A 26,696-nucleotide genomic window follows, 5' to 3' on the forward strand; every position below is an offset into this window, starting at 1 on the left:
TTTTTTAGTATTTGGGTCCAAACCATGGCAGATGTAATCAGTAAGCACTTCACGCCTTATCAGCCGAAACCTGATGAAGAATATATGAGCAAAGAGCAGCTCGATCATTTCCGCAAGATTCTGAATGACTGGAAAGGTGAGCTCAGCGAAGAGATTGACCGCACGGTGCATACCATGCAGGATGAGGTCACAATGTTTGCAGACCCTAACGACAGGGCCAGCCAGGAATCCGACATGACACTGGAACTGCGCAACCGTGACCGTGAGCGCAAATTGATCAAGAAAATCGACGAAACCCTGCGCAACATCGATCATGATGAATATGGCTATTGCGAAGGCTGCGGCGTAGAAATCGGTTTAAAACGCCTGGAAGCCCGCCCGACGGCAACCCTGTGCATTGACTGTAAAACACTGGATGAATTGAGAGAACGCCAGGTAGCCAAATAGTAAACCTGCTTAATAGAAACAGACGCATCATCTGCCTTTATTAAAACAAAAAGCCCGCTTGCGCGGGCTTTTTTGCGTCACTGACCTTAATGATTACTCGTCAGCTTCAACTTCTGCTTTAGCTTCTGCCGCAGGTGGGTCGATCAAGGCTTTCATGCTTAAACGCACGCGACCTTTTTCGTCAGCTTCAACCACTTTCACCTTCACAACATCGCCTTCTTTCAGGAAATCACCCACCGCATTTACGCGCTGGTGTGCAATCTGCGAAATGTGCAGCAAACCATCTTTACCCGGCAGCAAAGTAACGATCGCGCCAAAGTCCAACAGCTTGATTACTGTGCCTTCATAGGTTTGGCCTACTTCAACTTCTGCCGTGATTTCCGCAATACGGCGCTGCGCTTCGGCACCTTGCTCAGAACTTGTGCAGGCGATCTTCACAGTACCGTCATCATCGATATCAATCGTGGTGCCTGTTTCTTCAGTCAGCGCACGGATCACCGCGCCGCCTTTACCGATCACATCACGGATTTTCTCAGGATTGATCTTCATCGTGATGATGCGTGGTGCAAATTGCGACATCTCAGTGTTTGCGCCGCTCACAGCCTGCTTCATGATACCCAGGATGTGTGCACGGCCTTCTTTAGCCTGCGCTAAAGCCACTTGCATGATCTGTGCAGTGATGCCGGTAATCTTGATGTCCATCTGCAAAGCAGTGATGCCATCTTCTGTACCGGCTACTTTAAAGTCCATGTCACCCAGGTGATCCTCATCACCCAGAATATCTGTCAACACCGCAACACGGTTACCTTCCTTGATCAAGCCCATTGCGATACCTGCAACGTGGTTTTTCATCGGCACACCGGCATCCATCAATGCAAGACAGCCACCGCATACAGAAGCCATTGAGCTTGAACCGTTAGACTCAGTAATTTCTGAAACCACACGCATCGTGTAATCAAACTCTTCTTTTGATGGCAATGCCGCCACCAGTGCGCGTTTAGCCAAACGACCATGGCCGATTTCGCGACGCTTTGGCGTACCGACACGGCCAGTTTCACCGGTAGCGTACGGAGGCATGTTGTAGTGCAACATGAAACGGTCTGCATACTCGCCCTGCAAGGCGTCGATAATCTGTTCATCACGGCCTGTGCCCAGCGTTGCAACCACCAACGCCTGTGTTTCACCGCGTGTGAACAGCGCTGAACCGTGCGTACGTGGCAATACGCCGGTACGGATGCTGATAGGACGCACGGTGCGTGTGTCACGGCCGTCGATACGCGGCTCACCATTCAGAATCTGGCTGCGGACAGTTTTAGCTTCCAGATTGAAGATTTCATTCTTGATTTTGTTAGCTTCTGTCGTAGATGTTTCTTCAGTGATCAACTCACCCAATACGCGGTTGGTGATTTCTTCCAGCTTTGCTGAACGCGCCCCTTTAGCTTTAATCTGGAATGCAGCGTTGATATCTGCAGCAGCCAAAGCGGCTACTTTTTCAATCAATGCAGTATCCGGCTCCGGAGCAACCCAATCCCATGCATCTTTACCCGCTTCTGCAGATAGTTCGTTAATCATTTTGATCACTGCCTGCATTTGCTCGTGACCATAAACTACGGCGCCAAGCATGACTTCTTCTGAAAGCTCTTTCGCTTCCGACTCAACCATCATTACCGCAGTTTCAGTCGCAGCAACAACCAGGTCCAGCTCTGTTTCTTCCAATTGCGCTTTAGTCGGGTTCAATACATATTCATCATTGATATAACCAACACGTGCCGCGCCCAATGGACCGAAGAACGGGATACCGGAAATCGCCATGGCTGCTGATGCACCAATGATCGCTGGAATATCCGCATCGATTTCAGGATCTGATGACAACACGGTCGCCACCACTTGCACTTCGTTATAAAACGCTTCCGGGAACAGAGGACGTAACGGACGGTCGATCAAACGACTAGTCAATGTTTCTTTCTCTGAAGGACGTCCCTCACGCTTGAAGAAACCACCCGGAATCTTGCCTGCTGCGTAGGTTTTTTCCATGTAATCCACTGTCAGCGGGAAAAAGTCCTGACCTGCTTTAACTTCACGTTTGCTGGTAACCGCGACCAGCACTACTGTGTCGCCATAGCTTACCATCACGGCAGCATCTGCCTGACGTGAGATTTCACCTGTTTCAAGGGTGAGCGTATGCGCACCGTATTGAATACTTTTCGTAACTTTATTAAACATTTATTTTCCTTTTCTTCTACAGGCTGCTATTCACTAAAACTGTTATTCACTACCCAATAACATTAACAGCCCAACAATAAAAAAAGCCGATGCAGTTTTATGCTATCGGCTTTTTACAGCAATTATAAAAGTGCGCCCAAAATTAACAGGCAATACTTTGCTGATTTTGGCACTTTTATAAAAGTTATTTACGCAGACTCAAGCGTTGAATCAATGTTTGATAACGGCTTGCATCTTTGCGTTTCAGATAATCCAACAGGCTACGGCGTTGGCTTACCAAAGCCAGCAGACCACGACGTGAGTGGTTGTCTTTTTTGTTAGATTTGAAGTGCTCTGTCAAGTAAGCGATACGGTTTGTCAAAAGTGCCACTTGTACTTCCGGGCTAGCTGTATCGTTAGCTGAGCGTTGATATTCTGCGATGATTTTCGCGTTTTCTTGTGCTGTAGTTGCCATAACTTAATCCTGAATTTTAGAGGTTTTGCGTCAATGTAAAGGCAGCCAATCAATAAACCGCCTGAACAATCATTTACATGAACCGCGCATTATAGTGACTTGTTTCACACTTAACAAGCAATATTTTTAATATATATCAATTATTTACTTGCTGCATCAAGCGCTTAGGTGCGATTTTTCCGTCGTCCTGCAATTCGCCCAAACCTAAAAACACCTGCTGCTCGTTATACAGCCGCAACAAACCCGGCGGAATCGCACCGCTGCACCATACCGCCTGCCCCTGCAGCAAGTAAAAAGCTGCATCGCCATCAAGCGTGATGGCAGGTAAATAATGCACGGCACTATCCGGCGGCGCCAATGCTGCCAGACGCTGCTCATCACCCATCGCTTCGAACTGCTCCAGCGTAATTGCCTGCTCGATCCGGTAATCAGCGGTAGCCGTCCTGCGCAAGCCAGTCAGATGCGCCCCGCAGCCAAGCTGCTTGCCGATGTCTTCAGCCAGAGTACGGATATAGGTGCCTTTGCTGCAGGCCACGGCAATCACCGCTTCATCACCCGAAAACGCATTGACTTGAATACTGCGAATCGTGACTAGACGCGCCTTGCGCTCAATTTCCACACCCGCTCTCGCATATTCGTACAAGGCTTTGCCCTCAAATTTTAGCGCTGAATACATAGGCGGCGTCTGGCTGATCTCGCCCACAAACTGCTCACAGGCGGCTTCGAAGTCCAGCCGGCTTACATTCACGGCATGGATTGAAAGCACCTCACCTTCAGCGTCCCCTGTAGTCGTGGTCGCACCCAGTTTCATGGTGGCAATATAGGTTTTATCCGCATCGGTAAGATAGTGCGCAAATTTAGTGGCTTCACCAAAACAAAGCGGCAGCAATCCGGTGGCAAGCGGGTCCAGTGTACCGGTGTGCCCAGCCTTGGCGGCCTTTAACAGCCACTTGATTTTCTGCAGCGCTTGATTGGATGAAAAACCCAACGGCTTATCCAGCAGCAGAATGCCGTTGATATTTTTCTTTTGTCTTTTGAATTGCAAAGGCTTAATTGAATACTAGAAATAAATCAGGATTTTTCAGGTTTGGAGGCCAACGCTTCATCAATCAACTTAGACATTTTCATGCCATTATCAATCGACGCATCATAGACAAAATGCAATTGCGGCACAGTGCGCAGCAACATGCGCCTGCCAAGCTGCGTGCGCAAGAATCCAGCGGATTTTTCCAACCCTTGCTGCAGGCTGTCACTTTGCTTGGCAGCCGTGTAAAAAATCTTGGCATGCGCCATATCGCCAGTCACTTCCACCGCAGTGATGGTGACCATGCTTACGCGCGGATCCTTTACTTCGAACATGAGCAGATCAGCGAGCTCTCGCTGCATCTGCTCTGCCACGCGGTGGCTACGTGAAAAGTCTTTAGCCATTATAGTGTTCTTGCCACTTCTACCATCTCGTAGACTTCTAAAATATCACCGACTTCGATGTCATTGTAGTTCTTGATGGACAAACCGCACTCAAAGTTGTTTTTAACTTCTTTTACGTCATCTTTAAAGCGTTTCAATGAATCCAGTTCACCGGTATGCACGATCACGTTGTTGCGCAGGATACGTACTTTAGAGTTACGTTTAATCATACCATCCTGCACATAACAACCGGCGATCGCGCCCACTTTAGAAATACGGAACACTTCACGCACCTCTACAGTACCGATCATCTGCTCTTTCTGTTCCGGCGCCAGCATGCCGCCCAGTGCCGCTTTAATCTCATCTACAGCTTCATAAATAATATTGTAGTAGCGTACATCAACACCCAGTGAATCAACCAGCTTGCGCGCACCTGAATCTGCACGCACGTTGAAGCCGATCAGCACCGCTTTGGAAGCCGCAGCCAGGTTGACGTCAGATTCACTGATCGCACCAACGCCGGTGTGAATGATATGCACCTTGACTTCGCTGGTTGAAAGCTTCTGCAGGCTGGCAGCAAGGGCTTCGTAAGAACCCTGCACGTCAGATTTAATAATCAGGTTCAGCGTCTGCACCTCGCCGGACTCCATCTGCTCGAACATGTTTTCCAGCTTGGCAGCCTGCTGTTTAGCCAGTTTGACGTCACGGTACTTACCCTGGCGGTACAACGCGATTTCACGCGCCTTACGCTCATCGTTCAATACAATGACTTCTTCACCGGCGCTTGGCACATCGGACAGGCCCAGGATCTCTACAGGAATCGAAGGACCGGCTTCCTGAATCTCTTTACCTGACTCATCAAGCATCGCGCGCACTTTACCGAAAGTGGTACCTGCCAGAATCATGTCACCACGCTTCAAGACGCCGGATTGCACCAGAATTGTCGCTACAGAACCACGGCCTTTATCCAGCCGGCCTTCAATCACCAGGCCTTTGGCCGGTGTGTTTCTAGGTGCCTGCAGCTCTAAAACTTCAGCCTGCAGCAACACCGCTTCCAGCAGCTCATCAATGCCCTGGCCGGTTTTAGCCGACACTTCACGGAACATCGTATCACCGCCAAAGTCCTCCGGCACGACTTCCTGGGAAACCAGCTCCATTTTTACGCGCTCTGGCTGCGCATCCGGCTTATCAACCTTGTTGATTGCCACCACAAGAGGCACACCGGCAGCTTTCGCGTGGTGAATCGCTTCTATGGTTTGCGGCATCACGCCGTCATCTGCAGACACGACCAGGATCACAATATCCGTTGCTTTCGCACCGCGCGCGCGCATCGCCGTAAAGGCTTCATGGCCCGGGGTATCCAGGAAAGTGACCATACCGCGCGGCGTTTCCACGTGGTATGCGCCGATATGCTGCGTAATGCCGCCAGCCTCACCCGTAGCCACGCGGCTGCGACGGATATAATCCAGCAATGAGGTCTTACCATGGTCAACGTGGCCCATCACAGTCACTACTGGCGGGCGTGTTTCCAGCACGGCTTCCGTATGTTCGGCTTCTTCCAGGAATGCATCAGGATCATTCGGCGCCGCAGCTTTGGCTTTATGGCCCATTTCTTCAACCACGATAATGGCAGTTTCCTGATCAAGCACCTGGTTAATCGTTACCATCATGCCCATGCCCATCAGCGCCTTGATAACCTCGCCTGACTTCACGGACATTTTATGCGCAAGGTCTGCCACGGTTATCGTTTCAGGCACCAGCACTTCATGAATGATAGGCTCTGTCGGTGCAGTAAAGGCATGCTGCTGATCATCATCAGCATGATGCTTATGGTTTTTTCCTTTAGGCGCGCGCCAGCCGCCTTTACCCGCGGTCACATCACCGCGTGTTTTCAAGCCGCGTTTTTTATTCTCGGCATCAGTCCACTCTTTATTGTTGCCTTTGCCTTTTTTCGCGTCTTTAACGGCAGGTTTTTCTGCACCTTCTTTTACGGCAGGCTTATGCAAAGTGCCCTCAGAAAGCTTAGCCGCCTTGGCTTTAGCTGCTTCAGCCTCAGCCACCCTTTTTGCCTCTTCATCAAGACGGCGCTGCGCCAGTTCTTCTTTTTTACGCTTATCTTCTGCCTGCAGCGCCAGCAAGGTAGCATGGCGCTTGGCCTCCTGCTCACGCAATGCGATTTCTTCGGCACCAAGCAAATCCTTACGGCTGATGACCTGCGGTTTTACAACCGCTTTTTCTGGCTCAGCCTCAACCACCGCGGCTGCAGGCACTTCCAGCACAGGCGGCTGTGCAACTTGCGGCTCTGCCACTGCGGGCTCCGGCTCAATCGCCACAACCGGCTCCGGCTCAACCTCAACCACCGGCTCAACAACGGCTTCAGGAACATCAGCTACCGGTGCCAGATCCTCTTCCGCAGCGATTTCAACTTCCTCTTCACGTTGTTCGATCACACGCTTTTTACGCACTTCAACCTGAATCGTGCGCGCTTTGCCCGTATTGTCGGTTTTTTTAATTTCCGTACTGGATTTACGGGTCAACGTAATTTTACTTTTTGGGGCCTGTGTGCCGTGCTCTTTACGCAAGTGATCCAGCAATGCGGCTTTATCCGCTTCGCTCAGTTGATCTTCCGCACTTGATTTATGCACGCCAGCACTTTTGAGCTGCTCTAATAACAATGCTGTAGGCAGCCTTAATTCGCCAGCAAATTGTTCTACGGTTGTTTGTGCCATTTGTTGCTCCAGTATTCTTTTCCCTAAGCTTTATTGCCTAGCCTTACTGCTTGTACTTCTTAATATTGATACTTCCGGCAGGTTCGGGCGCTCACCCACCCTGCCTATATCACCTGCTGAAACCCGATTACTGCATTTTATTTATTTGAACCAAGGTTCACGGGCTTTCATGATCAGCGCCTTTGCACGCTCTTCATCCATGCCGGAGATATCTACCAGCTCATCAATAGCCAGCTCTGCCAGATCATCCATCGTTGAAATGCCTTTAGATGCCAGCAGATGTGCAGTTGCATCATCCATGCCTTCCAGTGTCAGCAGATCTTCCGCTGCTTCCTCGACCTTCTCTTCTTTTGCGATCGCTTCCGTCAGCAGGGCTGCACGTGCGCGTTTGCGCAACTCCTCAACCGTATCTTCATCAAACGCTTCAATCTCAAGCATTTCCGCCAGCGGCACATAAGCAATCTCTTCCAGGCTGGTAAACCCTTCCTGCACCAGGATCTCCGCCACTTCTTCATCGACATCCAGTTTTTCCATAAAGAGGTGCGTCACGCTTGCAAACTCCTCCTGGTTCTTCTGTGCTGCCTGATCCACCGTCAGGATGTTCAACGTCCAGCCGGTCAATTCTGAAGCCAGGCGCACGTTCTGACCGTTACGGCCAATTGCCAGCGCCAGCTGCTCCTCCTCGACCACAACATCCATGCTGTGCGCATCTTCATCCACCACGATACTTGAAACTTCAGCCGGAGACATCGCATTAATCACAAACTGCGCAGGCTCCATGCTCCACAACACGATATCCACACGCTCGCCTGCCAACTCGGCAGTCACGGCCTGCACGCGTGAACCACGCATACCGACGCAGGTACCGACCGGGTCGATACGCTGGTCATTGCTTTTCACGGCAATCTTGGAACGCAAACCAGGATCACGTGCCGCAGAACGGATTTCAAGCAGGCCTTCTTCTATCTCAGGCACTTCCAGTTCAAACAAACGGATCAGGAACGCAGGGGTGATTCTTGACAGAATCAACTGCGGGCCACGACCGCCACGCTCGATACGTGACAGATAGGCACGCACACGGTCACCTACTCGCAGATTTTCTTTCGGGATCATCTGCTCACGCGGCAACAAAGCCTCGATACGGCCGATTTCAATAATCGCATTGCCCTTTTCCATGCGCTTGATAACGCCGGTCACCAGCTTTTCATCACGCGCCAGGAAGTCTTGCAGAATCTGCTCACGCTCAGCTTCACGCACTTTTTGCAGAATCACTTGCTTTGCTGCCTGCGCGCCAATACGGCCAAACTCGATATTTTCCAGCGGTTCTTCGTAATAATCGCCGATGTTCAGGCCTTTTGAACGCTCATCTTCCTCATCAAGCTGATAAGCTGAGTTCTCCAGCAGATCATACTCTACGTACTGCCAGCGCCTGAATGTTTTGTAATCACCGGATTCGCGATCAATTTCCACGCGGACGTCGGCATCATCATGATGCTTTTTCTTGGTAGCTGAAGCCAAGGCAAGCTCAAGCGCAGTAAAGATCACCTCTTTACTTACATTTTTTTCATGCGCCAGGGCATCTACCAACAATAAAATTTCACGACTCATCATCAATCTCCGACTATAAATTGCAGGTTAATCTTCAGGGCCAGGCTTCTCATTCAAATTCAGCTGCGCCAGTTTTGCAGCCTTCACGCTTCAACTTTAACAGCTCAGGCTTTTATTGCCTTGACCGGGCACCCCGTTAACAGGTAGCAGGCTGAATGAAAAACACCCTTTATTTCTTAAAATATTTTTACGCTAGAACACCGGGTTCAAGCGCGACTTATCGATATTCGCTATCGCTATTTTCTGTATTACACCGTCGCATTCCAGCAGCAAGCTGGCGTCTTCCACACCGCGCAGAATCCCCAGAAAATTCTTCTTGCTTACCTTCTCTTCTGCACCGGTTTTAGCATTCACCACCGCTTCCACCAATGGCACACGCAATTTAACGGTAGCGCGCTCACCGATGAAACGCAGAAAATCCGCTTCTTTTTTCAGTACGCGATCCATGCCCGGCGAAGAAACCTCCAGACGGTCATAATCAATTTCATGCTCAACCGACAGCAGGTTGCCGAGCTGGTTGCTTACCAGCACGCAATCATCAATATTCACGCTATCTTTGATATCTTCCGGGTTCTGCTTGTCGATAAACACACGCAGCAGTTTTCCGCGATTAGAAATCTCCAAATCAACAAGCTCATAGCCTAACTGGCTAACAGACTGCTCTATCAAAGTATGCAAATCCTGCATGATTACTCAACCCTCAATTTCGCCGCAACTCGACAAACGCTTGATCATTTACTAAATCGCGTTACGCAAATTGCAGAAACAAAAAATGGGCTCAAAGCCCATCAAAAAAATCCATCCGCATTATACCAATGAATTCAATGAATTGGAATCACTACAGATAAATAGTTGGCTTTCCCCCGATTTGTGCCCGACGACCCATTTATATTCATTTTGATTATAAATTAATAAATAAATATTATTTTTAATTATTAATGATTGCTTTTATAGTGCAGCTCTTATCAATTAACGCATTTATTCAAGAGATCAACATGTCACTTACCAACAATATCAGTCATCACCCTGGCCGCATAAACGGCAGCAAAAGCGCTGACGTGTCACAAGAGATATTGCGCGCGGTTGAAGAGCTTAAACAAGGCTCCGGCTTTGGTTCAATCGAAATAGTGCTGCATGAAGGACGTGTGACCCAGATTGAAAAACGCGAGAAGCTGAGGTTCATCCACAGCCCGAATCCGGATACCACAAAAAAATAACCAACTGCACCAGCAGCGGTAATAAGCAACGCTTAAAAAACTTTAAAGAAAAAATGGCTGACCGGTTCACTGGAAGCTAAAACAGGAGACAAGAATGCAATTTAAATACACAAAATTCGCCTCTGCATTATTAGCAACCGGCTTATTATCGCTGCCTTATGCCGCTAACGCGAATGACAGCACAGAACTGGAAGAATTACGCAACCTGGTGCAAGAGTTAAGCCAGCAGGTCAAAGTACTGGCCCGCAAAGGGGAAATCAACGAAGAAACCGCAGCTGCCGAGAAAAAAGCGGCGCCGGTGGTTAAAGCCGGCACCGGCGGCTTCTCATTCGGTTCTGCCGACGGCAAGAATGAGGTGAAAATCCGTGGTTTGCTGCAAGCCGATCACCGTCATTTTTCAGAAGGTGCCAATGATGTACGCGGCCGGACAAATGAAAGGGCCGGCATACTGGACGCAAACGGCTTCCACGATGCTGAAGATTCCAGCCTGTTGCGCCGCGTGCGCCCTACCATTGAAGGCAAGGTTGCCGGTAAATACGGTTTCCGCTTTACACCGGAGTTTGCAGGCGGCAGCGCCTCTGCCGTTGATGCTTACGTAGAAGCAAACCTGAGCCCGGAGTTTAAAATCCGGGCCGGTAAACAAAAAAGTATCGTAGGTCTCGAACGCCTGCAAGGCGGCGGCGACCTCAAATTCATCGAGCGTAGCTACGTGACCAATGCAATCCTGCCAAACCGCGATCTGGGCATCACTGTTTCCGGTGATCTTTTCGGCAACAAACTCAATTATGGCGTCGGTATCGTCAATGGCGTTGCCGATGGCGGCAACATCAGCACCGGCACCGAATATAACGGGGAACGTGAATATACTGCCCGTATCTTTGCGACACCATTCATTGATTCAGACTCTGCGCTGGCTGGGCTAGGCTTTGGTATCGGCGGTACCTGGACCGACTACACCGGCGAGAAAAATCTCAACTTCACGGATACTTCCGCCGCAGATGCAACCCGCAACGGCCTGCCAAGCTACGTAACGGAAGGACAGCAGACTTTCTTCCGCTACACCAGCAATGCCATTGCAGACGGCAAACGCGTACGCTGGTCTCCGCAGGCCAATTATTATAACGGCCCATTTGGCGTGATCGCTGAATATGCCAAGGTATCCCAGGATGTCAGCCTGTCCAGCGGCGGTTCTCCAGCGGCCGGCGGCGCAGGAACACCAACCGTCATTACTCCCGGCACCCACAAGAACCTTAAGCATGATGCATGGGGCGTTGGCGTTTCATACCTGCTGACCGGTGAAGATGCTTCTTTCAAAGGGGTTAAGCCCAAACAGGACTTCGACCTGGACAAAGGTGGCTGGGGCGCATGGGAGCTGGTTGCCCGTTACAGCGAAATCAATCTTGATGAAGATACCTTCAAAAATGCGGCCGGACAATACGGCGCTGAAGGCAGCGGTATCAGCAACACATTCTCGGACTTAACAAAAAGTGCGAAATCTGCTGAAACCTGGACGCTCGGCGTCAACTGGTACTTGAACACCAACGCGAAACTTTCATTGAATTACGCCCGCACCACGTTTGATGGCGGCGCGCTGGCTAAAGGGCTGGCACAAACCACCAACAATAACGCCAGCGGCAGCAACGTGCGTGACCGTGATGACGAAGAAGCCATCCTGGCGCGCTTCCAGGTAGCGTTCTAATTATCAACTCTGAGATATGAAACTGTGCATCTCAAATCAAGGGATGCACATTTCAGGAAGGTTAATCATGGATTGTCATTGTTCAAACATTAAAAGCTCAAACATTAAAAACCAAACAAAACCAGATTAAAGAATTTAAAGGACATCGCAATGAAAAAATCACTATTAGCAATCGCACTGTTATCCGCGGTATTCAGCGTAACGGCACCGAGCACGGTTTTAGCCAAAGACATCAACTTACTGAACGTTTCCTACGACCCGACCCGTGAGTTGTACCAGGACTTCAACGCGGCATTCAGCAAATACTGGCTGGCTAAAACCGGCGATAAAGTCACCATCAAGACCTCACACGGCGGCTCCGGTAAACAGGCCCGTGCCATTATCGATGGCCTGGATGCCGATGTTGCGACACTCGCGCTGGCTTATGACGTAGACCAACTGCAGGAAAAGGGCAAACTGATTCCTAAAGACTGGCAAAAGCGCCTGGGACATAACAGCTCGCCTTATACATCGACCATTGTGCTGCTGGTTAGAAAAGGCAACCCGAAAAATATTAAAGACTGGGATGACCTGGTGAAACCTGGTGTATCCGTGATTACGCCCAACCCTAAAACCTCAGGCGGCGCGCGCTGGAACTACCTCGCGGCATGGGCGTTTGCACAGAAGAAATACGGTAACGACGAAGCTAAAACCAAAGAGTTCGTTGGCAAATTACTGAAAAATGTTCCTGTACTGGATACCGGCGCACGTGGCTCAACCACCACTTTCGTTGAACGCGGCATCGGCGACGTATTGCTGGCCTGGGAAAACGAAGCTTTCCTCGCACAAAAGGAACTGGGCGTAGGCAAGTTTGAAATCGTAGTGCCTTCACTGTCTATCCTGGCTGAACCACCGGTCACCGTTGTGGACAAGTTTGCCAGGAAGCATGGCAACGAAGCTGTAGCCAAAGCCTATCTTGATTACCTTTACACTGAAGAAGGCCAGGAAATTGCGGCGAAGAACTACTACCGCCCGACGTTGGAATCTGTAGCCAAAAAGTATGAAAGCCAATTCCCGAAAGCCAACCTGGTAAAAATTGACGAAGAGTTCGGCGGCTGGCAAAAGGCACAGAAAACACACTTTTCCGATGGCGGCACTTTCGACCAGATCTATCAGAAATAACTGGATAATCTAAACCAAATCCGGCACCGGACAAAATCTGGTGCCGGATCTTACAAGGAGGCTCTTATCATGAGTTCAGTATTGATTGTGGGTGGTGACCAGATTGAAGGCATTAAAGAAGTATTCGGCAATTACGGTATTGATCAGGTAAACCACTGGTCAGGCCGTAAAGCTGGCGATAGTAACAAAGTGATTCCGCAAAACACTAAGGTTATTGTGCTGATCACGAAATGGATTAATCACTCCATTACTTATAAATTAAAACGTAACGCCGTCAGGCGCGGCATTAAAGTGATTTATACGCCAAACGGTTCCAGAGAGCGTTTATCGGAAATCATCGAGCAGAATGCACTGAGCCCCAGCCTCAAACATGTGCTCAAGCATTAGGCACAGAAATCGTTCATAAATCTATAGTGGTGGCCACTTGACACTTAAAACAAAGCGGCGCTTCTCCTTAGCATTTCATGCTCTTTTCCGGCAATCTGTTTAAATGCACATACAGATTGCCGGACTTTTTTTGCCATTTGCCACCATTACCGCCTGACGGCTATCCATTGAGCATGCTGCTGATCTAAAAACCACCAGGCGCCTTGTTTGAAGTCAGCCGCAGCAAGGCGTTCACCATGACATCCACCTCCGCAGGCGTATTATAAAAAGCCAGCGACGGCCTCACCGTAGTTTCCACGCCAAAACGGCGCAGGATTGGCTGCGCGCAGTGGTGCCCGGAACGTACTGCAATCCCCTCCTGATTGAGCGCCGCACCCACTTCCTCACTCTTGAATCCATCCAACCGGAATGAAAGTACACTGGCTTTTTCCTTAGCAGTACCCACCAGATGCAAGCCGGGTATTCTGGACATTGCTGCTGTGGCATAGACCAATAATTCATGCTCATAACGCGCAATGTGATCGATGCCGATGCGCTCCACATATTCCAGCGCAGCGCCCAAACCCACCGCATCTGCGATATTGCCGGTACCGGCCTCAAACTTGGCCGGTGCTTCATGGTATACGGTTTTATCAAAAGTGACGTCCTGAATCATATTGCCGCCACCTTGCCAGGCTGGCATGTCATCCAGCACTTCGGATGTTCCGTACAGCACGCCGATACCGGTTGGGCCAAACACTTTATGGCCCGAAAACACAAAGAAATCAGGATTCAGCCCTTGCACATCCGTGCGCATGTGCGACACCGACTGCGCGCCATCGAGCAATACTTTTGCACCGGCCCGGTGTGCCATCTGTATCATTTCTGCTGCAGGCGTGACCGTTCCGAGTGCATTGGATACCTGGGTGAATGAAACCAGTTTCACGCGCGGAGTCAGCAACTGCTGGTACTCTGCCAATAGTATCTGTCCGCTGTCATCGACAGGTGCCACCTTGAGCCTGGCGCCTGTTTCCTGGCAAAGCTGCTGCCAGGGCACGATATTGGCATGGTGCTCCAGATGTGAAATGACAATCTCATCGCCTTCGCCCAGGTGTTTCTTACCCCAGGTCTTCGCTACCAGATTGATCGCCTCTGTAGTACCGCGCACAAACACAATATTATCTACAGATGGCGCATTGATGAATCGCCTTACGGTTTCACGCGCCCCTTCATAGGCATCGGTCGCACGTGCTGCAAGTTCATGTGCGGCACGGTGGATATTTGAATTCTCATGCGCATAAAAGTAAGCGATTCTATCTATCACGGCCTGCGGTTTTTGTGTCGTAGCCGCATTGTCAAACCAGATCAGGGGACGCCCGTTCACCAGTTCACGCAGAATCGGAAAGTCTTTACGTACCAGGTTCGCATCAAACGGCGGATGCGCGGCGGCCGGCACTGCCGGCTGTGTCTTCAGCAATGCATCCTGTAAAAAATAATATGGCGTTAAACTTGTGCCGCCGGGCACGCCAGCCACAGCGCCATCCGGTTTACCCGCCAGTGCGCCATCCAATATCCGGTTAAGCTCTGCCTGATACGGATCATCGATACCCAGCGGCAGCCAGCCCGATTGCAGCCCATCCTTACTGACAGGCCATTGGTTTGCATAGCTGGCATCAGCCAGGCTCGGCACACCGGAAACAGCACCAGGCACGGCCTGCCAGATGGAAGGTATTGGTGCCTGCACCGGGTCTTTTGGGGCATTTGCACCCGGCAGCACTGAGGCGGCTGCAATTTGCGACAGTGAGGCATTGGAAGGGAAATCCTCAGCCTGGCCAAAAAGCGCACCTGCCGGAAAACCCTCCGCATACAGCTCATTGGCTATACGGCTTAACTCGGCTACATCCAGTACGCCGTTCTGGCTGGCCTGCCTGCCCACGGCAAGCCCGGCAGCCATACGCGGATGTTCGCCGGGCATTGCAGCCAGTATCGCCTCCGGCTCAAATGATGATAAATCACCCAATGCCGTTGAAAATTGATTACTTGTAGTCATAGTAGTTGCCTACATCAACATTTTCCAGCACAGCGATCGCGTCATCCGTCAGCACAGCCAATGAGCAATATAACGATACCAGATAGGAAGCGATCGCCTTATGGTTAATGCCCATGAAGCGCACAGACAGCCCCATGCTCTGCTGGCCAGGTAGATTAGGCTGGTACAGCCCGACCACACCCTGACGGCTTTCACCGGTGCGTAGCAATAGAATGTTGGTTTTGCCGCCCGTCACTTTCAATTTATCGCATGGAATGATCGGTACGCCGCGCCATGTAATGAACTGGGATCCGAATAATGCTACGGTTGGCGGCGGCACGCCACGGCGTGTACACTCACGGCCAAATGCAGCGATTGCCTGCGGATGCGCCAGAAAGAATGCCGGCTCTTTCCACACCTTAGCCAGCAGTTCGTCAAAGTCATCCGGCGTTGGCGAGCCGGTGCGCGACTTCACTTTCTGCGACGGTGCAATATTGTTCAGCAAACCATATTCTTTATTGTTAATGAGCTCGCTCTCCTGGCGCTCTTTAACGGTTTCAATGGTCAAACGCAATTGCTCTTTGATCTGGTTGTGCGGGCTGCTGTATAAATCTGAAACACGGGTATGCACATCCACTGCGGTATTCACCGCATTCAGCACATACTCGCGGCCCCACTCCTCGTAGTCTACAAAGGTTGCCGGAATCTCGCGCTCATCTTTTGCCGAACAATCCACCTCAATGGAACTTGGATCCTTGACTTTATTGACGCGGTAAATACCCGCTTCTACCGGCACCCATTGCAGCAGATGCACCAGCCAGCGCGGCGTGATGGTGCCCATCATGGGGACGGTTTTAGTTGCATTCGATAATGTACGCGCAGCTACGTCGCCTAATGCGGTATGGGCTTGGTGTATGTCAGTCATTGCTTTCTCCTGTGAAAATTTTAAATATGAAATCTGGGCTACTGTGCAGTTTCGTTAACTGCGTGTTCCTGGGTTTTGGCCTGAGTGACCTGGCTGCCCGGCGGCACGCTGCGGGTCAGCCAGACATTACCGCCGATGACTGAACCGGCGCCTATGGTGATGCGGCCGAGAATGGTGGCGCCTGCATAAATCACCACGTCATCTTCGAGTATCGGATGCCTGGCACTGCCTTTGATCAGGTGTCCGTGCTCATCGGTAGGAAAGCGCTTGGCTCCCAGGGTGACAGCCTGGTAAAGCCGAACATGGCGGCCGATTACGGCAGTTTCTCCAATCACCACCCCGGTTCCGTGATCGATAAAGAATCCTTCGCCTATTGCCGCGCCGGGGTGAATATCTATGCCTGTGGCTGAGTGCGCCAACTCTGAAATGATTCTGGCAATCAGCGGCAATCCCAGCTGATGCAGCTCGTGCGCCAGGCGATAATTGATAATTGCAGATATGCCGGGGTAGCAAACCAGCACCTCATCCAGGCTGCGTGCAGCCGGGTCACCTTCAAAAGCTGCATCGAGATCGGTATCCAGCAGCTTGCGGATTTGCGGCAACGTCCTGGCAAATGCACGTGCTTTATTGAAAGCGGCCTCGGCGCTGGGAGTTTTATCGTGCCCGGTGTCTGCGGAATATCGCAGCTCCAGCTGGATCTGCGTGTTGAGTTCACGCAACGCAGCATCCAGGGTATATCCGACAAAATAATCAACACTTTCTTCTTTCAACCCCGGGGTACCCAGCCGGTTAGGAAACAGCGCTGCGCTCAGGCCATCCACCACCTCCTGCAGCGATTTTCTTGAAGGAAGCTTTGGCGGCTTATTTCGCCTGTGCCGCTGCTCCAATGACGTTAACCTGACATCGCGCAGCGCTTGCACAATATCCGGAATATCAAAGCTTTCGTTAAATGACGCTGTAGTAGGATGGAGCATATCAACACCTGTAGCAGAAATAAAAAAAGCCAGCGTGTCTCACGACACGCTGGCTTCCGGTTGTCCGGTCAGCACTGCAAATTCGAATAACAAAAATTTTTAGCCAATGCCATTGCACACAATGCATTGGCTATTCACATGTGCCCAATATACACCACTCGTGCTGCTAAAAAAAGGGTGCATATCAAATTATCATTAATCACTATTTGTTATATATATATTAAATACCATTCTTTTACATTATTAAATATTCTCGTTAAAGTTCAGTCCTCATTACTTTCAGCTAGAGAATTCCATGTTCAAAAAACACATCATCCCGGCATTATTCGTTATTTCCAGCGCACTGCTACCGGCATCGGCAAGCGCAGATACGACATTACTTAACGTGTCTTACGATGTTACGCGTGAGTTTTACAAAGACTTTAATGCCTCTTTTACAAAATACTGGAAAGCAAAAACCGGCGAAACAGTCACGATCAATCAATCGCACGGCGGCTCCAGCAAGCAGGCCAGATCTGTTGCCGACGGTCTTGAAGCTGATGTCATCTCCATGAATCAGGCACCTGATATTGATATCCTGTACGAGCGCTCAAAACTGATTCCCCGGGATTGGCAAAAACGCCTGCCAAATGACAGCTCTGCAACCAACTCAACCACAGTGTTCCTGGTACGCAAAGGCAACCCGAAAAACATCAAGGACTGGGATGATCTGGTTAAACCGGGGATCTCTGTCGTGATTCCCAACCCGAAAACCTCCGGTAACGGCAAATACAGCTATCTCGCAGCTTGGGGTTATGTCATTAAAAAAGGCGGTGATGAAGCAAAAGCGAGAGATTTTGTAACAAAACTGTTCAGAAATGTGCCGGTACTGGATGCCGGCGGCCGCGGCGCAACCACCACTTTTGCCCAGCGCGATATTGGCGATGCATTACTCACATTTGAAAACGAAGTTAACCTGATTAAAAAAGAGCTGGGCGACAAATTTGATGTGGTCTATCCATCAGCAAGTATCCTGGCTGAGAACCCGGTTACCGTAGTTGATAAATTTGCCAAAAAACATAAAACACAGGCCGTTGCGCAAGCCTATGTCGAATACCACTTCTCTGAAGCCGGGCAGGAAATTGCAGTGCATCATTACTTGAGACCCACGCTGGATTCTGTTGCGAACAAGTATAAAGACCGCTTTAAACCAATAGATCTATTCAGCGTTGAGGAAGTATTCGGCGGCTGGGCAAAGGCTCAGAAAATACACTTTGCCGATGGCGGCACGTTTGACAAGATTTATCAAAAATAAGATATCGCGTAATTTTGAAAGAAACAGATGGGAATACAGCATGGCAGCTACGGACAATACAAGCAATCACATTGAGCAGCTCAGGTTACAGTTGAAGGAAACCTTGCAGCTGGATCTGGATGACTACGGCCTGGTCGAACAATCAACAGGCGAGTTTAACAGTACATTTTTAGGTGTCAGGCTCAACAGCGCATTTCAGCCAATTTATGACATTCAGGCTGGCGACTTGTTCGGTCACGAGGCGCTGTTGCGGCCTTCACTAGGCGGAGAGCTTTCCAGCACCCCGGGGTTCGCGTTTACCTATGCAGAGCAGGCTGGCAAGCTGGTGCAGTTTGACCGTGTCAGCCGAACCTTGCATGTGCTGAATTTCAGGCAGATTTATGCCGAGAATGGTCTGCTATTCCTGAATGTGCATCCCAAGCTATTAATTGCAGTCAATGCACACGGCAAAGTGTTTGAAAGAATCCTGCACTCAAACTCCGTACCAACAGAACGGGTGGTAATCGAGATTCAGGAAGGACAGATCGAGCAGGAAAAATTGCTGACAGAAGCCATAGATAATTATCGCGCCCGCGGCTACCGCATAGCGATTGACCGTTTTGGCAGCACCCAGTCACATATTGATCGCCTGTGGAAATTTGCACCTGATTTTGTAAAGCTTGACCAATCCCTGATTCAAAAAGCCGAACAAAATGAGCACATACGCAAAATTCTGCCCGGCCTGCTCAAAATGATTAAAGACCTCGGCGCCCAGCCTGTGATTACCGGCATCGAAACTCAGGAACAGCTGGATATTGCTATTGAAAGCGGCAGCAGCCTGGTGCAAGGGTATTTTCTGGCAAAACCGGTAACCGCCCATGAGTTGCAGCCGGCTAAATTATTCAAAACCAGCGCTGTTAATACCCAGGTTAAAAGCGCAGCCTGATTCAATTCTCAACTTGGCTACCGGCAAGCGTTAACTGCCGGTAGCCGCCACTTAATCACTATTCCTTATATCAATATTACAAATCATTATTTTTGCAATATATATGTTTCTGTTAAATTAGCGCGCGATCACTCAAATTAATCACTGAATATTATGGCAAAACAAAAAAACGTACTTCCGGGCTTTAATCTGACCCTAGGTTACACGCTGCTCTATTTAAGCTTGATCGTGTTAATACCGCTATCAGCCGCTTTTATAAAAACCACCGAACTCAGTTTCGATGAGTTCTGGGCTGTGGTGACGGCGCCTCGCGTGCTAGCGTCTTACAAGCTGACTTTCGGCGCCTCGTTGATAGGCGCGTTAATCAATGCGGTTTTCGGTTTGCTGACTGCGTGGGTGCTGGTACGTTATAGCTTTCCCGGTAAGAAAATCATTGACGCGCTGGTGGACCTGCCATTCGCACTGCCTACGGCGGTAGCCGGCATTGCACTGACAGCCGTTTATGCCGGCAATGGCTGGATCGGGTCATTGCTCGAACCGCATGGTATTAAAGTAGCATTCACGCCTATCGGTGTGATTATTGCACTTACATTTATTGGCCTGCCTTTTGTGGTGCGCACAGTACAGCCGGTGCTCGAAGACCTGGAAGCCGAAACTGAAGAAGCTGCGGCCAGTTTAGGTGCGAACCGCTTGCAGACTTTTACCAAAGTCATTTTACCCACATTATGGCCGGCATTGCTTACCGGTTTTGCACTGGCCTTTGCCAGGGCAATCGGCGAATATGGATCTGTGATCTTTATTGCCGGCAATGTCCCGTTTGTGTCTGAAATCACCCCATTAATCATTATTACCAAACTTGAGCAATATGAATATTCAAGCGCTACCGCCGTTGCCGTGGTAATGCTGGTGATTTCGTTCCTGCTGCTTTTTGCAATCAATGGCCTGCAATGGTGGGCAACCCGCCGCAACGGATCATCCTATTAAGCTCAATTAGGTTCATATCATGTCAAATACCACTTCATCACAATACGCCAACTATCATAACAAGGTCAGCCGCAGCCGCGCGACGTCCGAACCTGCGTGGATACGCTGGGCGCTGATTATCACGACCTTAGTGTTTTTAAGTCTATTCCTGTTTGTGCCGCTGCTGGCGGTTTTCACTGAAGCACTGCGCAAAGGCTTTGAAACCTATGTCAGTGCGCTGACAGATTCCGATGCACTTTCAGCAATCAAGCTCACCCTGATTGCCGCTGCAATTGCAGTTCCCCTGAACCTTGTATTCGGCGTTGCTGCAGCATGGGCAATTGCCAAGTTCGAGTTCAAAGGCAAAAGCATTTTGATCACCTTGATTGATCTGCCATTTGCAGTATCGCCAGTCATTGCAGGTTTGATTTATGTGCTGATTTTTGGTTTGCAGGGATGGTTTGGCTCGTATCTATCCGATCATGATTTCAAAGTCATTTTTGCTATTCCCGGCATCGTGCTGGCGACGATTTTCGTAACCTTTCCATTCGTGGCGCGTGAGTTGATTCCGCTGATGCAGGCACAAGGCAAGGATGAAGAAGAAGCTGGCCTGGTACTGGGGGCTTCTGGCTGGCAGATTCTGTGGCGCATTACTTTGCCTAATATCAAATGGGGGCTGCTATACGGCGTCATACTGACCAACGCACGCGCAATGGGCGAGTTCGGCGCTGTTTCTGTGGTATCCGGCCATATTCGCGGCATGACTAACACCATGCCGCTGCATGTAGAAATTTTGTATAACGAATACAACTATGCGGCAGCATTTGCTGTTGCCTCCCTGCTGGCACTGCTGGCTTTAGTGACCTTAGTCCTTAAATCCTTTGTGGAATGGCAAGTGGCGCGTAATGCCAGCGTTAATGAAGACAGCAACTAAGGCAACCATTTAAACCATCGACGGCGAATGTTTATTAATTAGAAAATTACAGTATTGGAATTAAACCCATGAGTATAGAAATCCGTAACGTAAGAAAAAACTTTGGCAGCTTTAGTGCGCTCAACGATGTCAGCCTGGATGTACCAAGCGGCGAGCTAGTCGCCTTACTCGGGCCATCAGGTTGCGGCAAAACCACGCTGTTAAGAATCATTGCGGGCCTTGAAACGCCTGATTCCGGCAATATTCTGTTTCATGGCGCCGATGCTACAGAGCGCCAGGTACGAGAGCGCGAGGTAGGCTTTGTGTTTCAGCACTATGCTTTATTCCGCCACATGACTGTGTTCGAAAATGTTGCTTTTGGCCTGCGCGTAAGACCCAAGAGCACACGCCCATCTGATGCCGAAATCAAAAGACGCGTGCATGAGTTGCTGGAACTGGTTCAGCTGGACTGGCTCGCTGATCGTTATCCACCGCAACTATCCGGCGGCCAGCGCCAGCGTATTGCCCTGGCACGCGCATTAGCTGTCGAGCCTAAAGTGTTGCTGCTGGACGAACCATTTGGCGCACTTGACGCAAAAGTTCGCAAAGAACTGCGCCGATGGTTGCGTCGACTGCATGATGAACTACATATCACCAGTATTTTCGTCACCCATGATCAGGAAGAAGCGCTGGAAGTAGCCGACCGTGTCGTGGTCATCAACAAAGGCCAAATCGAGCAGATTGGTACGCCGCAGGATGTTTATGACCACCCGGTATCACCATTTGTTTACCAGTTCCTGGGTAATGTAAATCAGTTTGACAGCCACATCCACAACGGTGAGGCAAAAATTGCTGGTGTAGATTTCAAGATAGAATCACATCAGCAAACACAGAACAGCCCAGCCGTAGCCTATGTGCGCCCGCATGATATTGAAATATTCAAAGAGGAAACTGGCTCCAATCCTAAGTTCGAAGCTTTTATCAGTTACGTGCATGCGATTGGGCCATTAGTCAGGTTAGAACTGCAGCGTACAGATCATACTGAGCTGATTGAAGCTGAATTGACACAGGAACGCTTTAAAGAACTGGCACTTAGCCAAGGCGATAAGGTATTCGTGTATCCACGCAATGTCAGAGTGTTTCTGGATAAACAACTCACCGCCTGATCCATTCACACTATCCTGCCACATAAAATAGCGCATGATTTAACTAATAAAATCATGCGCTATTTTTTATACTGCGGTCAAACTATTATAGTTAGCGCCAAAAATCTATTATGCGCATCTCTGCTTGAAACCAGGCAACCCGACTACATGTAAATGCAGCTCGTTAGCTTAAAACTGGCTCTAACCAAAGCTAAGAGAAATTGAAAATATGTCTACTGACAGGAAAAAACTATATCTTAACTGCTGCAAAAGAGCCAAACAGCAAATTAGAAATGGTTTTAATAAAGGATGAAAATTCGCAATCATTACGCGCACCATCATTACGCACATCAATGCATTCGCGCTTCCCAAATAGAAACACCCCGCCACTTTCATGGAGGGGTGTTTTGGTATAAATAGCTTGGCAGTGACCTACTTTCGCATGCAAGAAGCATACTATCATTGGCGCTGGTTCGTTTCACGGCCCTGTTCGAGATGGGAAGGGGTGGGTCCAAACCGCTATGGCCGCCAAGCATAACTGGTATCACCGATGCTTTGACTTTTCAGTCGATTCATCAGCAGAAATGCTGTGTTGCCGTCTCATTTTCATGAGGCGTCTGTAACAAATTGGAAGAAGTAAAGTCATTCATGTGTATCACATGAACTCAAATGGGTATGACTACATTATCGTGCTTTAAACAACCGTTTCACTTTTCACATTTCACTTTTTACGGTGTTTAGTTCAAGTTTTAAGGTTATAGGATCAAGCCTCACGAGCAATTAGTATCGGTCAGCTTAACGCATTACTGCGCTTCCACATCCGACCTATCAACGTCCTGGTCTCGAACGACTCTTTAGGGGGGTTGAACCCCCAGGGAAATCTCATCTCAAGGCGAGTTTCACGCTTAGATGCTTTCAGCGTTTATCTCTTCCAGATTTAGCTACCCGGCTATACCACTGGCGTGATAACCGGTCCACCAGAGATCTGTCCACTCCGGTCCTCTCGTACTAGGAGCAGGTCCCTTCAAATTTCCAACGCCCACGGCAGATAGGGACCAAACTGTCTCACGACGTTTTAAACCCAGCTCACGTACCACTTTAAATGGCGAACAGCCATACCCTTGGGACCGGCTACAGCCCCAGGATGTGATGAGCCGACATCGAGGTGCCAAACTCCCCCGTCGATATGAACTCTTGGGAGGAATCAGCCTGTTATCCCCAGAGTACCTTTTATCCGTTGAGCGATGGCCCTTCCATACAGAACCACCGGATCACTATGACCTGCTTTCGCACCTGCTCGACCTGTCCGTCTCGCAGTCAAGCAACCTTATGCCATTGCACTATCAGTACGATTTCCGACCGTACCTAGGTTACCTTCGCACTCCTCCGTTACTCTTTGGGAGGAGACCGCCCCAGTCAAACTGCCCACCATACACGGTCCCCAGTCCGGATTACGGACCTAGGTTAGAACCTCAACAACATCAGGGTGGTATTTCAAGGATGACTCCACGATATCTGGCGACACCGCTTCATAGTCTCCCACCTATCCTACACAAATCTTGTCAAAGTCCAATGTAAAGCTACAGTAAAGGTTCATGGGGTCTTTCCGTCTAGCCGCGGGGAGATTGCATCTTCACAAACATTTCAACTTCGCTGAGTCCCGAGAGGAGACAGTGTGGCCATCGTTACGCCATTCGTGCGGGTCGGAACTTACCCGACAAGGAATTTCGCTACCTTAGGACCGTTATAGTTACGGCCGCCGTTTACTGGGACTTCAATCAAGAGCTTGCACCCCATCATTTAATCTTCCAGCACCGGGCAGGCGTCACACCCTATACGTCCACTTTCGTGTTTGCAGAGTGCTGTGTTTTTATTAAACAGTCGCAGCCACCTTTTCACTGCAACCCCATCGAGCTTCACGAGCAAGTCGCTACACTCTACCGGGGCGCACCTTCTCCCGAAGTTACGGTGCTAATTTGCCGAGTTCCTTCTCCCGGGTTCTCTCAAGCGCCTTAGAATTCTCATCCTACCCACCTGTGTCGGTTTGCGGTACGGTCTCTATACAACTGAAGCTTAGTGGCTTTTCTTGGAAGCATGGTATCAATCACTTCACGTACAAGTACGCTCGTTATCACGTCTCAGTCTTAGCTCTCCGGATTTGCCTAAAGAACCAACCTACACGCTTGAACCGGGACATCCAACACCCGGCTGACCTAACCTTCTCCGTCCCCACATCGCATTGTATACAGGTACAGGAATATTAACCTGTTTCCCATCAGCTACGCATCTCTGCCTCACCTTAGGGGCCGACTCACCCTGCGCCGATGAACGTTGCGCAGGAAACCTTGGGTTTTCGGCGAGGGAGCTTTTCACTCCCTTTATCGCTACTCATGTCAGCATTCGCACTTCTGATACCTCCAGCATGCCTCACAGCACACCTTCGCAGGCCTACAGAACGCTCTCCTACCATGCATACATTCCGAAGAATGCAGCATCCGAAGCTTCGGTTACGTGCTTAGCCCCGTTACATCTTCCGCGCAGGACGACTCGACCAGTGAGCTATTACGCTTTCTTTAAATGATGGCTGCTTCTAAGCCAACATCCTGGCTGTCTATGCCTTCCCACTTCGTTTTCCACTTAGCACGTCATTTGGGACCTTAGCTGTCGGTCTGGGTTGTTTCCCTCTTGTCCACGGACGTTAGCACCCATGGACTGTCTCCCGTAATTGCATTTCTCAGTATTCGGAGTTTGCAATGGTTTGGTAAGTTCTTATGAACCCCCTAGCCATAACAGTGCTCTACCCCCAAGAATGATTTACGAGGCACTACCTAAATAGTTTTCGGAGAGAACCAGCTATTTCCAAGTTTGTTTAGCCTTTCACCCCTATCCACAGCTCATCCCCAAATTTTTCAACATTTGTGGGTTCGGACCTCCAGTACCTGTTACGGCACCTTCATCCTGGCCATGGATAGATCACTTGGTTTCGGGTCTACACCCAGCAACTAGACGCCCTATTCGGACTCGCTTTCGCTACGCCTCCCCTATCGGTTAAGCTTGCTACTGAATGTAAGTCGCTGACCCATTATACAAAAGGTACGCAGTCACGGAACAAGTCCGCTCCCACTGTTTGTATGCATACGGTTTCAGGTTCTATTTCACTCCCCTCCCGGGGTTCTTTTCGCCTTTCCCTCACGGTACTGGTTCACTATCGGTCGATTACGAGTATTTAGCCTTGGAGGATGGTCCCCCCATGTTCAGACAAGGTTTCTCGTGCCCCGCCCTACTTTTCGTTACCCTAGTTCCACACACGGGATTTCGTATAAGGGGCTATCACCCTCTATGGCCGGACTTTCCATTCCGTTCTACTATCGCATGTGCTAAAAATAACAGGCTATTCCATGTTCGCTCGCCACTACTTACGGAATCTCGGTTGATTTCTTTTCCTCGAGCTACTTAGATGTTTCAGTTCACTCGGTTTGCCACCATCTCCCTATATATTCAGGAGCGGTTACCCTTGCGGGTAGGTTTCCCCATTCAGACATGTCCGGATCAAAGCTTATTTGCCAGCTCCCCGAACCTTTTCGCAGGCTATCACGTCTTTCATCGCCTGTAATCGCCAAGGCATCCACCATATGCACTTATTCACTTGATCCTATAACGTTAAAACCTGAACCCTTTTAATTATCCAGTTTTCATGGTGCATGAGACACCCGTCATAGGCTTTCTAAAGCAACTTTTCTTAATCTGCAAGGTTGTACAGATTAAGATGGTTTATTTGTTTCATTATTTCTGAATACCGCATTGCTGCAGTATTGAGACTTAACGAAGCAAATGTTTCGATTTTGCAATCATTCAATATATCCGACTAAGATATATTGCCCATTTTGAATACATCACTGTCATCACACAGTGTGCATTCTCTTTACTTCTTCCATTTTGTTAAAGAACAGTCTAGTTAAAAACCAGAAGTAAATATTCAAGCGAACACTTACTTCTAATTTCTTACATACAACATCAATACTTGGTGGAGGATAACGGGATCGAACCGTTGACCCCCTGCTTGCAAAGCAGGTGCTCTCCCAGCTGAGCTAATCCCCCATTTTCAGGTGAATCTGGTGGGTCTGGATGGACTCGAACCATCGACCCCCGCCTTATCAAGACGGTGCTCTAACCAGCTGAGCTACAGACCCTCAAGGTTTACTTAGCGTTTCCGCCAA

20 protein-coding genes, 2 tRNA genes and 2 rRNA genes are annotated in these 26,696 nt (G+C 49.5%); 10 read left to right on the plus strand and 14 right to left on the minus strand.

Annotation, left to right across the window (positions count from 1 at the left end):
* Nucleotides 1-24 precede the first annotated feature (24 nt).
* Nucleotides 25-447 (plus strand): RNA polymerase-binding protein DksA, encoded by a 423-nt coding sequence (dksA, locus tag GQ51_RS08025; protein ID WP_047551944.1) that lies wholly within the window; start codon nucleotides 25-27, stop codon nucleotides 445-447.
* A gap of 93 nt (nucleotides 448-540) precedes the next feature.
* Here dksA and pnp read toward each other — a convergent pair whose 3' ends face one another.
* The 7 genes from pnp to rimP all read right to left on the minus strand — a co-directional run bounded on the left by pnp (nucleotide 541) and on the right by rimP (nucleotide 9,555).
* Complete coding sequence (gene pnp / locus GQ51_RS08030) at nucleotides 541-2,670, minus strand: polyribonucleotide nucleotidyltransferase (protein WP_047551946.1); 2,130 nt, start codon at nucleotides 2,668-2,670, stop codon at nucleotides 541-543.
* Between the two features lie 184 nt (nucleotides 2,671-2,854).
* On the minus strand, nucleotides 2,855-3,124 hold the full coding sequence (rpsO, locus tag GQ51_RS08035; protein ID WP_047551948.1) for a 30S ribosomal protein S15: 270 nt from the start codon (nucleotides 3,122-3,124) through the stop codon (nucleotides 2,855-2,857).
* Between the two features lie 136 nt (nucleotides 3,125-3,260).
* Complete coding sequence (gene truB, locus GQ51_RS08040) at nucleotides 3,261-4,169, minus strand: tRNA pseudouridine(55) synthase TruB (RefSeq protein ID WP_047551950.1); 909 nt, start codon at nucleotides 4,167-4,169, stop codon at nucleotides 3,261-3,263.
* A 26-nt stretch (nucleotides 4,170-4,195) separates the two neighbouring features.
* Nucleotides 4,196-4,552: a 30S ribosome-binding factor RbfA gene (rbfA, locus tag GQ51_RS08045; protein ID WP_047551952.1), complete on the minus strand. Its 357-nt coding sequence runs from the start codon at nucleotides 4,550-4,552 to the stop codon at nucleotides 4,196-4,198.
* Nucleotides 4,552-7,260 carry a translation initiation factor IF-2 gene (gene infB, locus GQ51_RS08050; RefSeq protein ID WP_047551954.1) on the minus strand — a complete coding sequence of 903 codons (2,709 nt, stop codon included), beginning with the start codon at nucleotides 7,258-7,260 and terminating at the stop codon, nucleotides 4,552-4,554. The genes rbfA and infB overlap by 1 nt, the downstream gene beginning before the upstream one ends.
* 141 nt (nucleotides 7,261-7,401) lie before the next feature.
* Entirely contained in the window at nucleotides 7,402-8,868 is a 1,467-nt protein-coding gene (gene nusA / locus GQ51_RS08055) for a transcription termination factor NusA (protein ID WP_047551956.1), read from the minus strand.
* A 192-nt stretch (nucleotides 8,869-9,060) separates the two neighbouring features.
* Entirely contained in the window at nucleotides 9,061-9,555 is a 495-nt protein-coding gene (gene rimP, locus GQ51_RS08060; protein WP_047551958.1) for a ribosome maturation factor RimP, read from the minus strand.
* Between the two features lie 308 nt (nucleotides 9,556-9,863).
* Between rimP and GQ51_RS08065 the strand changes: the two genes are divergently transcribed.
* The 4 genes from GQ51_RS08065 (at nucleotide 9,864) to GQ51_RS08080 (ending at nucleotide 13,332) form a co-directional block, all read left to right on the plus strand.
* A complete protein-coding gene (locus GQ51_RS08065; RefSeq protein WP_052177769.1) occupies nucleotides 9,864-10,085 on the plus strand; it encodes a YezD family protein in 222 nt (73 codons plus the stop codon).
* A gap of 94 nt (nucleotides 10,086-10,179) precedes the next feature.
* Nucleotides 10,180-11,784, plus strand: coding sequence for an OprO/OprP family phosphate-selective porin (locus GQ51_RS08070; RefSeq protein WP_047551959.1), 1,605 nt, complete (start codon nucleotides 10,180-10,182; stop codon nucleotides 11,782-11,784).
* Between the two features lie 150 nt (nucleotides 11,785-11,934).
* Nucleotides 11,935-12,945 carry a sulfate ABC transporter substrate-binding protein gene (locus tag GQ51_RS08075; protein ID WP_047551961.1) on the plus strand — a complete coding sequence of 337 codons (1,011 nt, stop codon included), beginning with the start codon at nucleotides 11,935-11,937 and terminating at the stop codon, nucleotides 12,943-12,945.
* A gap of 69 nt (nucleotides 12,946-13,014) precedes the next feature.
* Nucleotides 13,015-13,332, plus strand: a complete 318-nt coding sequence (locus tag GQ51_RS08080; protein WP_047551963.1) for a DUF2325 domain-containing protein — start codon at nucleotides 13,015-13,017, stop codon at nucleotides 13,330-13,332.
* A gap of 184 nt (nucleotides 13,333-13,516) precedes the next feature.
* On the opposite strand, the gene GQ51_RS08085 is transcribed toward GQ51_RS08080, so the two are convergent.
* The 3 genes from GQ51_RS08085 to epsC are packed head-to-tail and all read right to left on the minus strand — an operon-like array spanning nucleotide 13,517 to nucleotide 17,239.
* A complete protein-coding gene (locus tag GQ51_RS08085; RefSeq protein ID WP_047551965.1) occupies nucleotides 13,517-15,361 on the minus strand; it encodes a family 2A encapsulin nanocompartment cargo protein cysteine desulfurase in 1,845 nt (614 codons plus the stop codon).
* Entirely contained in the window at nucleotides 15,348-16,265 is a 918-nt protein-coding gene (locus GQ51_RS08090) for a family 2A encapsulin nanocompartment shell protein (protein WP_047551967.1), read from the minus strand. The genes GQ51_RS08085 and GQ51_RS08090 overlap by 14 nt, the downstream gene beginning before the upstream one ends.
* A gap of 38 nt (nucleotides 16,266-16,303) precedes the next feature.
* A complete protein-coding gene (gene epsC / locus GQ51_RS08095; protein WP_047551969.1) occupies nucleotides 16,304-17,239 on the minus strand; it encodes a serine O-acetyltransferase EpsC in 936 nt (311 codons plus the stop codon).
* A 295-nt stretch (nucleotides 17,240-17,534) separates the two neighbouring features.
* On the opposite strand from epsC, the gene GQ51_RS08100 reads away from it, so the two are divergent.
* From GQ51_RS08100 to GQ51_RS08120, 5 genes are all read left to right on the plus strand, one after another.
* Entirely contained in the window at nucleotides 17,535-18,533 is a 999-nt protein-coding gene (locus GQ51_RS08100) for a sulfate ABC transporter substrate-binding protein (protein WP_047551971.1), read from the plus strand.
* A 40-nt stretch (nucleotides 18,534-18,573) separates the two neighbouring features.
* Complete coding sequence (locus GQ51_RS08105) at nucleotides 18,574-19,458, plus strand: EAL domain-containing protein (RefSeq protein WP_047554050.1); 885 nt, start codon at nucleotides 18,574-18,576, stop codon at nucleotides 19,456-19,458.
* A gap of 153 nt (nucleotides 19,459-19,611) precedes the next feature.
* Nucleotides 19,612-20,442, plus strand: a complete 831-nt coding sequence (cysT, locus tag GQ51_RS08110; protein WP_047551973.1) for a sulfate ABC transporter permease subunit CysT — start codon at nucleotides 19,612-19,614, stop codon at nucleotides 20,440-20,442.
* A 19-nt stretch (nucleotides 20,443-20,461) separates the two neighbouring features.
* Entirely contained in the window at nucleotides 20,462-21,355 is an 894-nt protein-coding gene (gene cysW / locus GQ51_RS08115; RefSeq protein ID WP_047551975.1) for a sulfate ABC transporter permease subunit CysW, read from the plus strand.
* A gap of 68 nt (nucleotides 21,356-21,423) precedes the next feature.
* Nucleotides 21,424-22,500: a sulfate/molybdate ABC transporter ATP-binding protein gene (locus GQ51_RS08120; protein ID WP_047551977.1), complete on the plus strand. Its 1,077-nt coding sequence runs from the start codon at nucleotides 21,424-21,426 to the stop codon at nucleotides 22,498-22,500.
* A 398-nt stretch (nucleotides 22,501-22,898) separates the two neighbouring features.
* Here GQ51_RS08120 and rrf read toward each other — a convergent pair.
* From rrf to GQ51_RS08140, 4 genes are all read right to left on the minus strand, one after another.
* Nucleotides 22,899-23,012: ribosomal RNA gene (rrf, locus tag GQ51_RS08125) — 5S ribosomal RNA — on the minus strand.
* Nucleotides 23,013-23,238: 226 nt separating this feature from the next.
* Nucleotides 23,239-26,131 (minus strand): 23S ribosomal RNA (locus GQ51_RS08130).
* A gap of 370 nt (nucleotides 26,132-26,501) precedes the next feature.
* Nucleotides 26,502-26,577, minus strand: a tRNA-Ala gene (locus GQ51_RS08135).
* Between the two features lie 15 nt (nucleotides 26,578-26,592).
* Nucleotides 26,593-26,669: transfer RNA gene (locus tag GQ51_RS08140), tRNA-Ile, on the minus strand.
* Nucleotides 26,670-26,696 lie beyond the last annotated feature (27 nt).

Source organism: Methylotenera sp. G11 (assembly GCF_000799735.1).
Lineage (GTDB): Bacteria > Pseudomonadota > Gammaproteobacteria > Burkholderiales > Methylophilaceae > Methylotenera.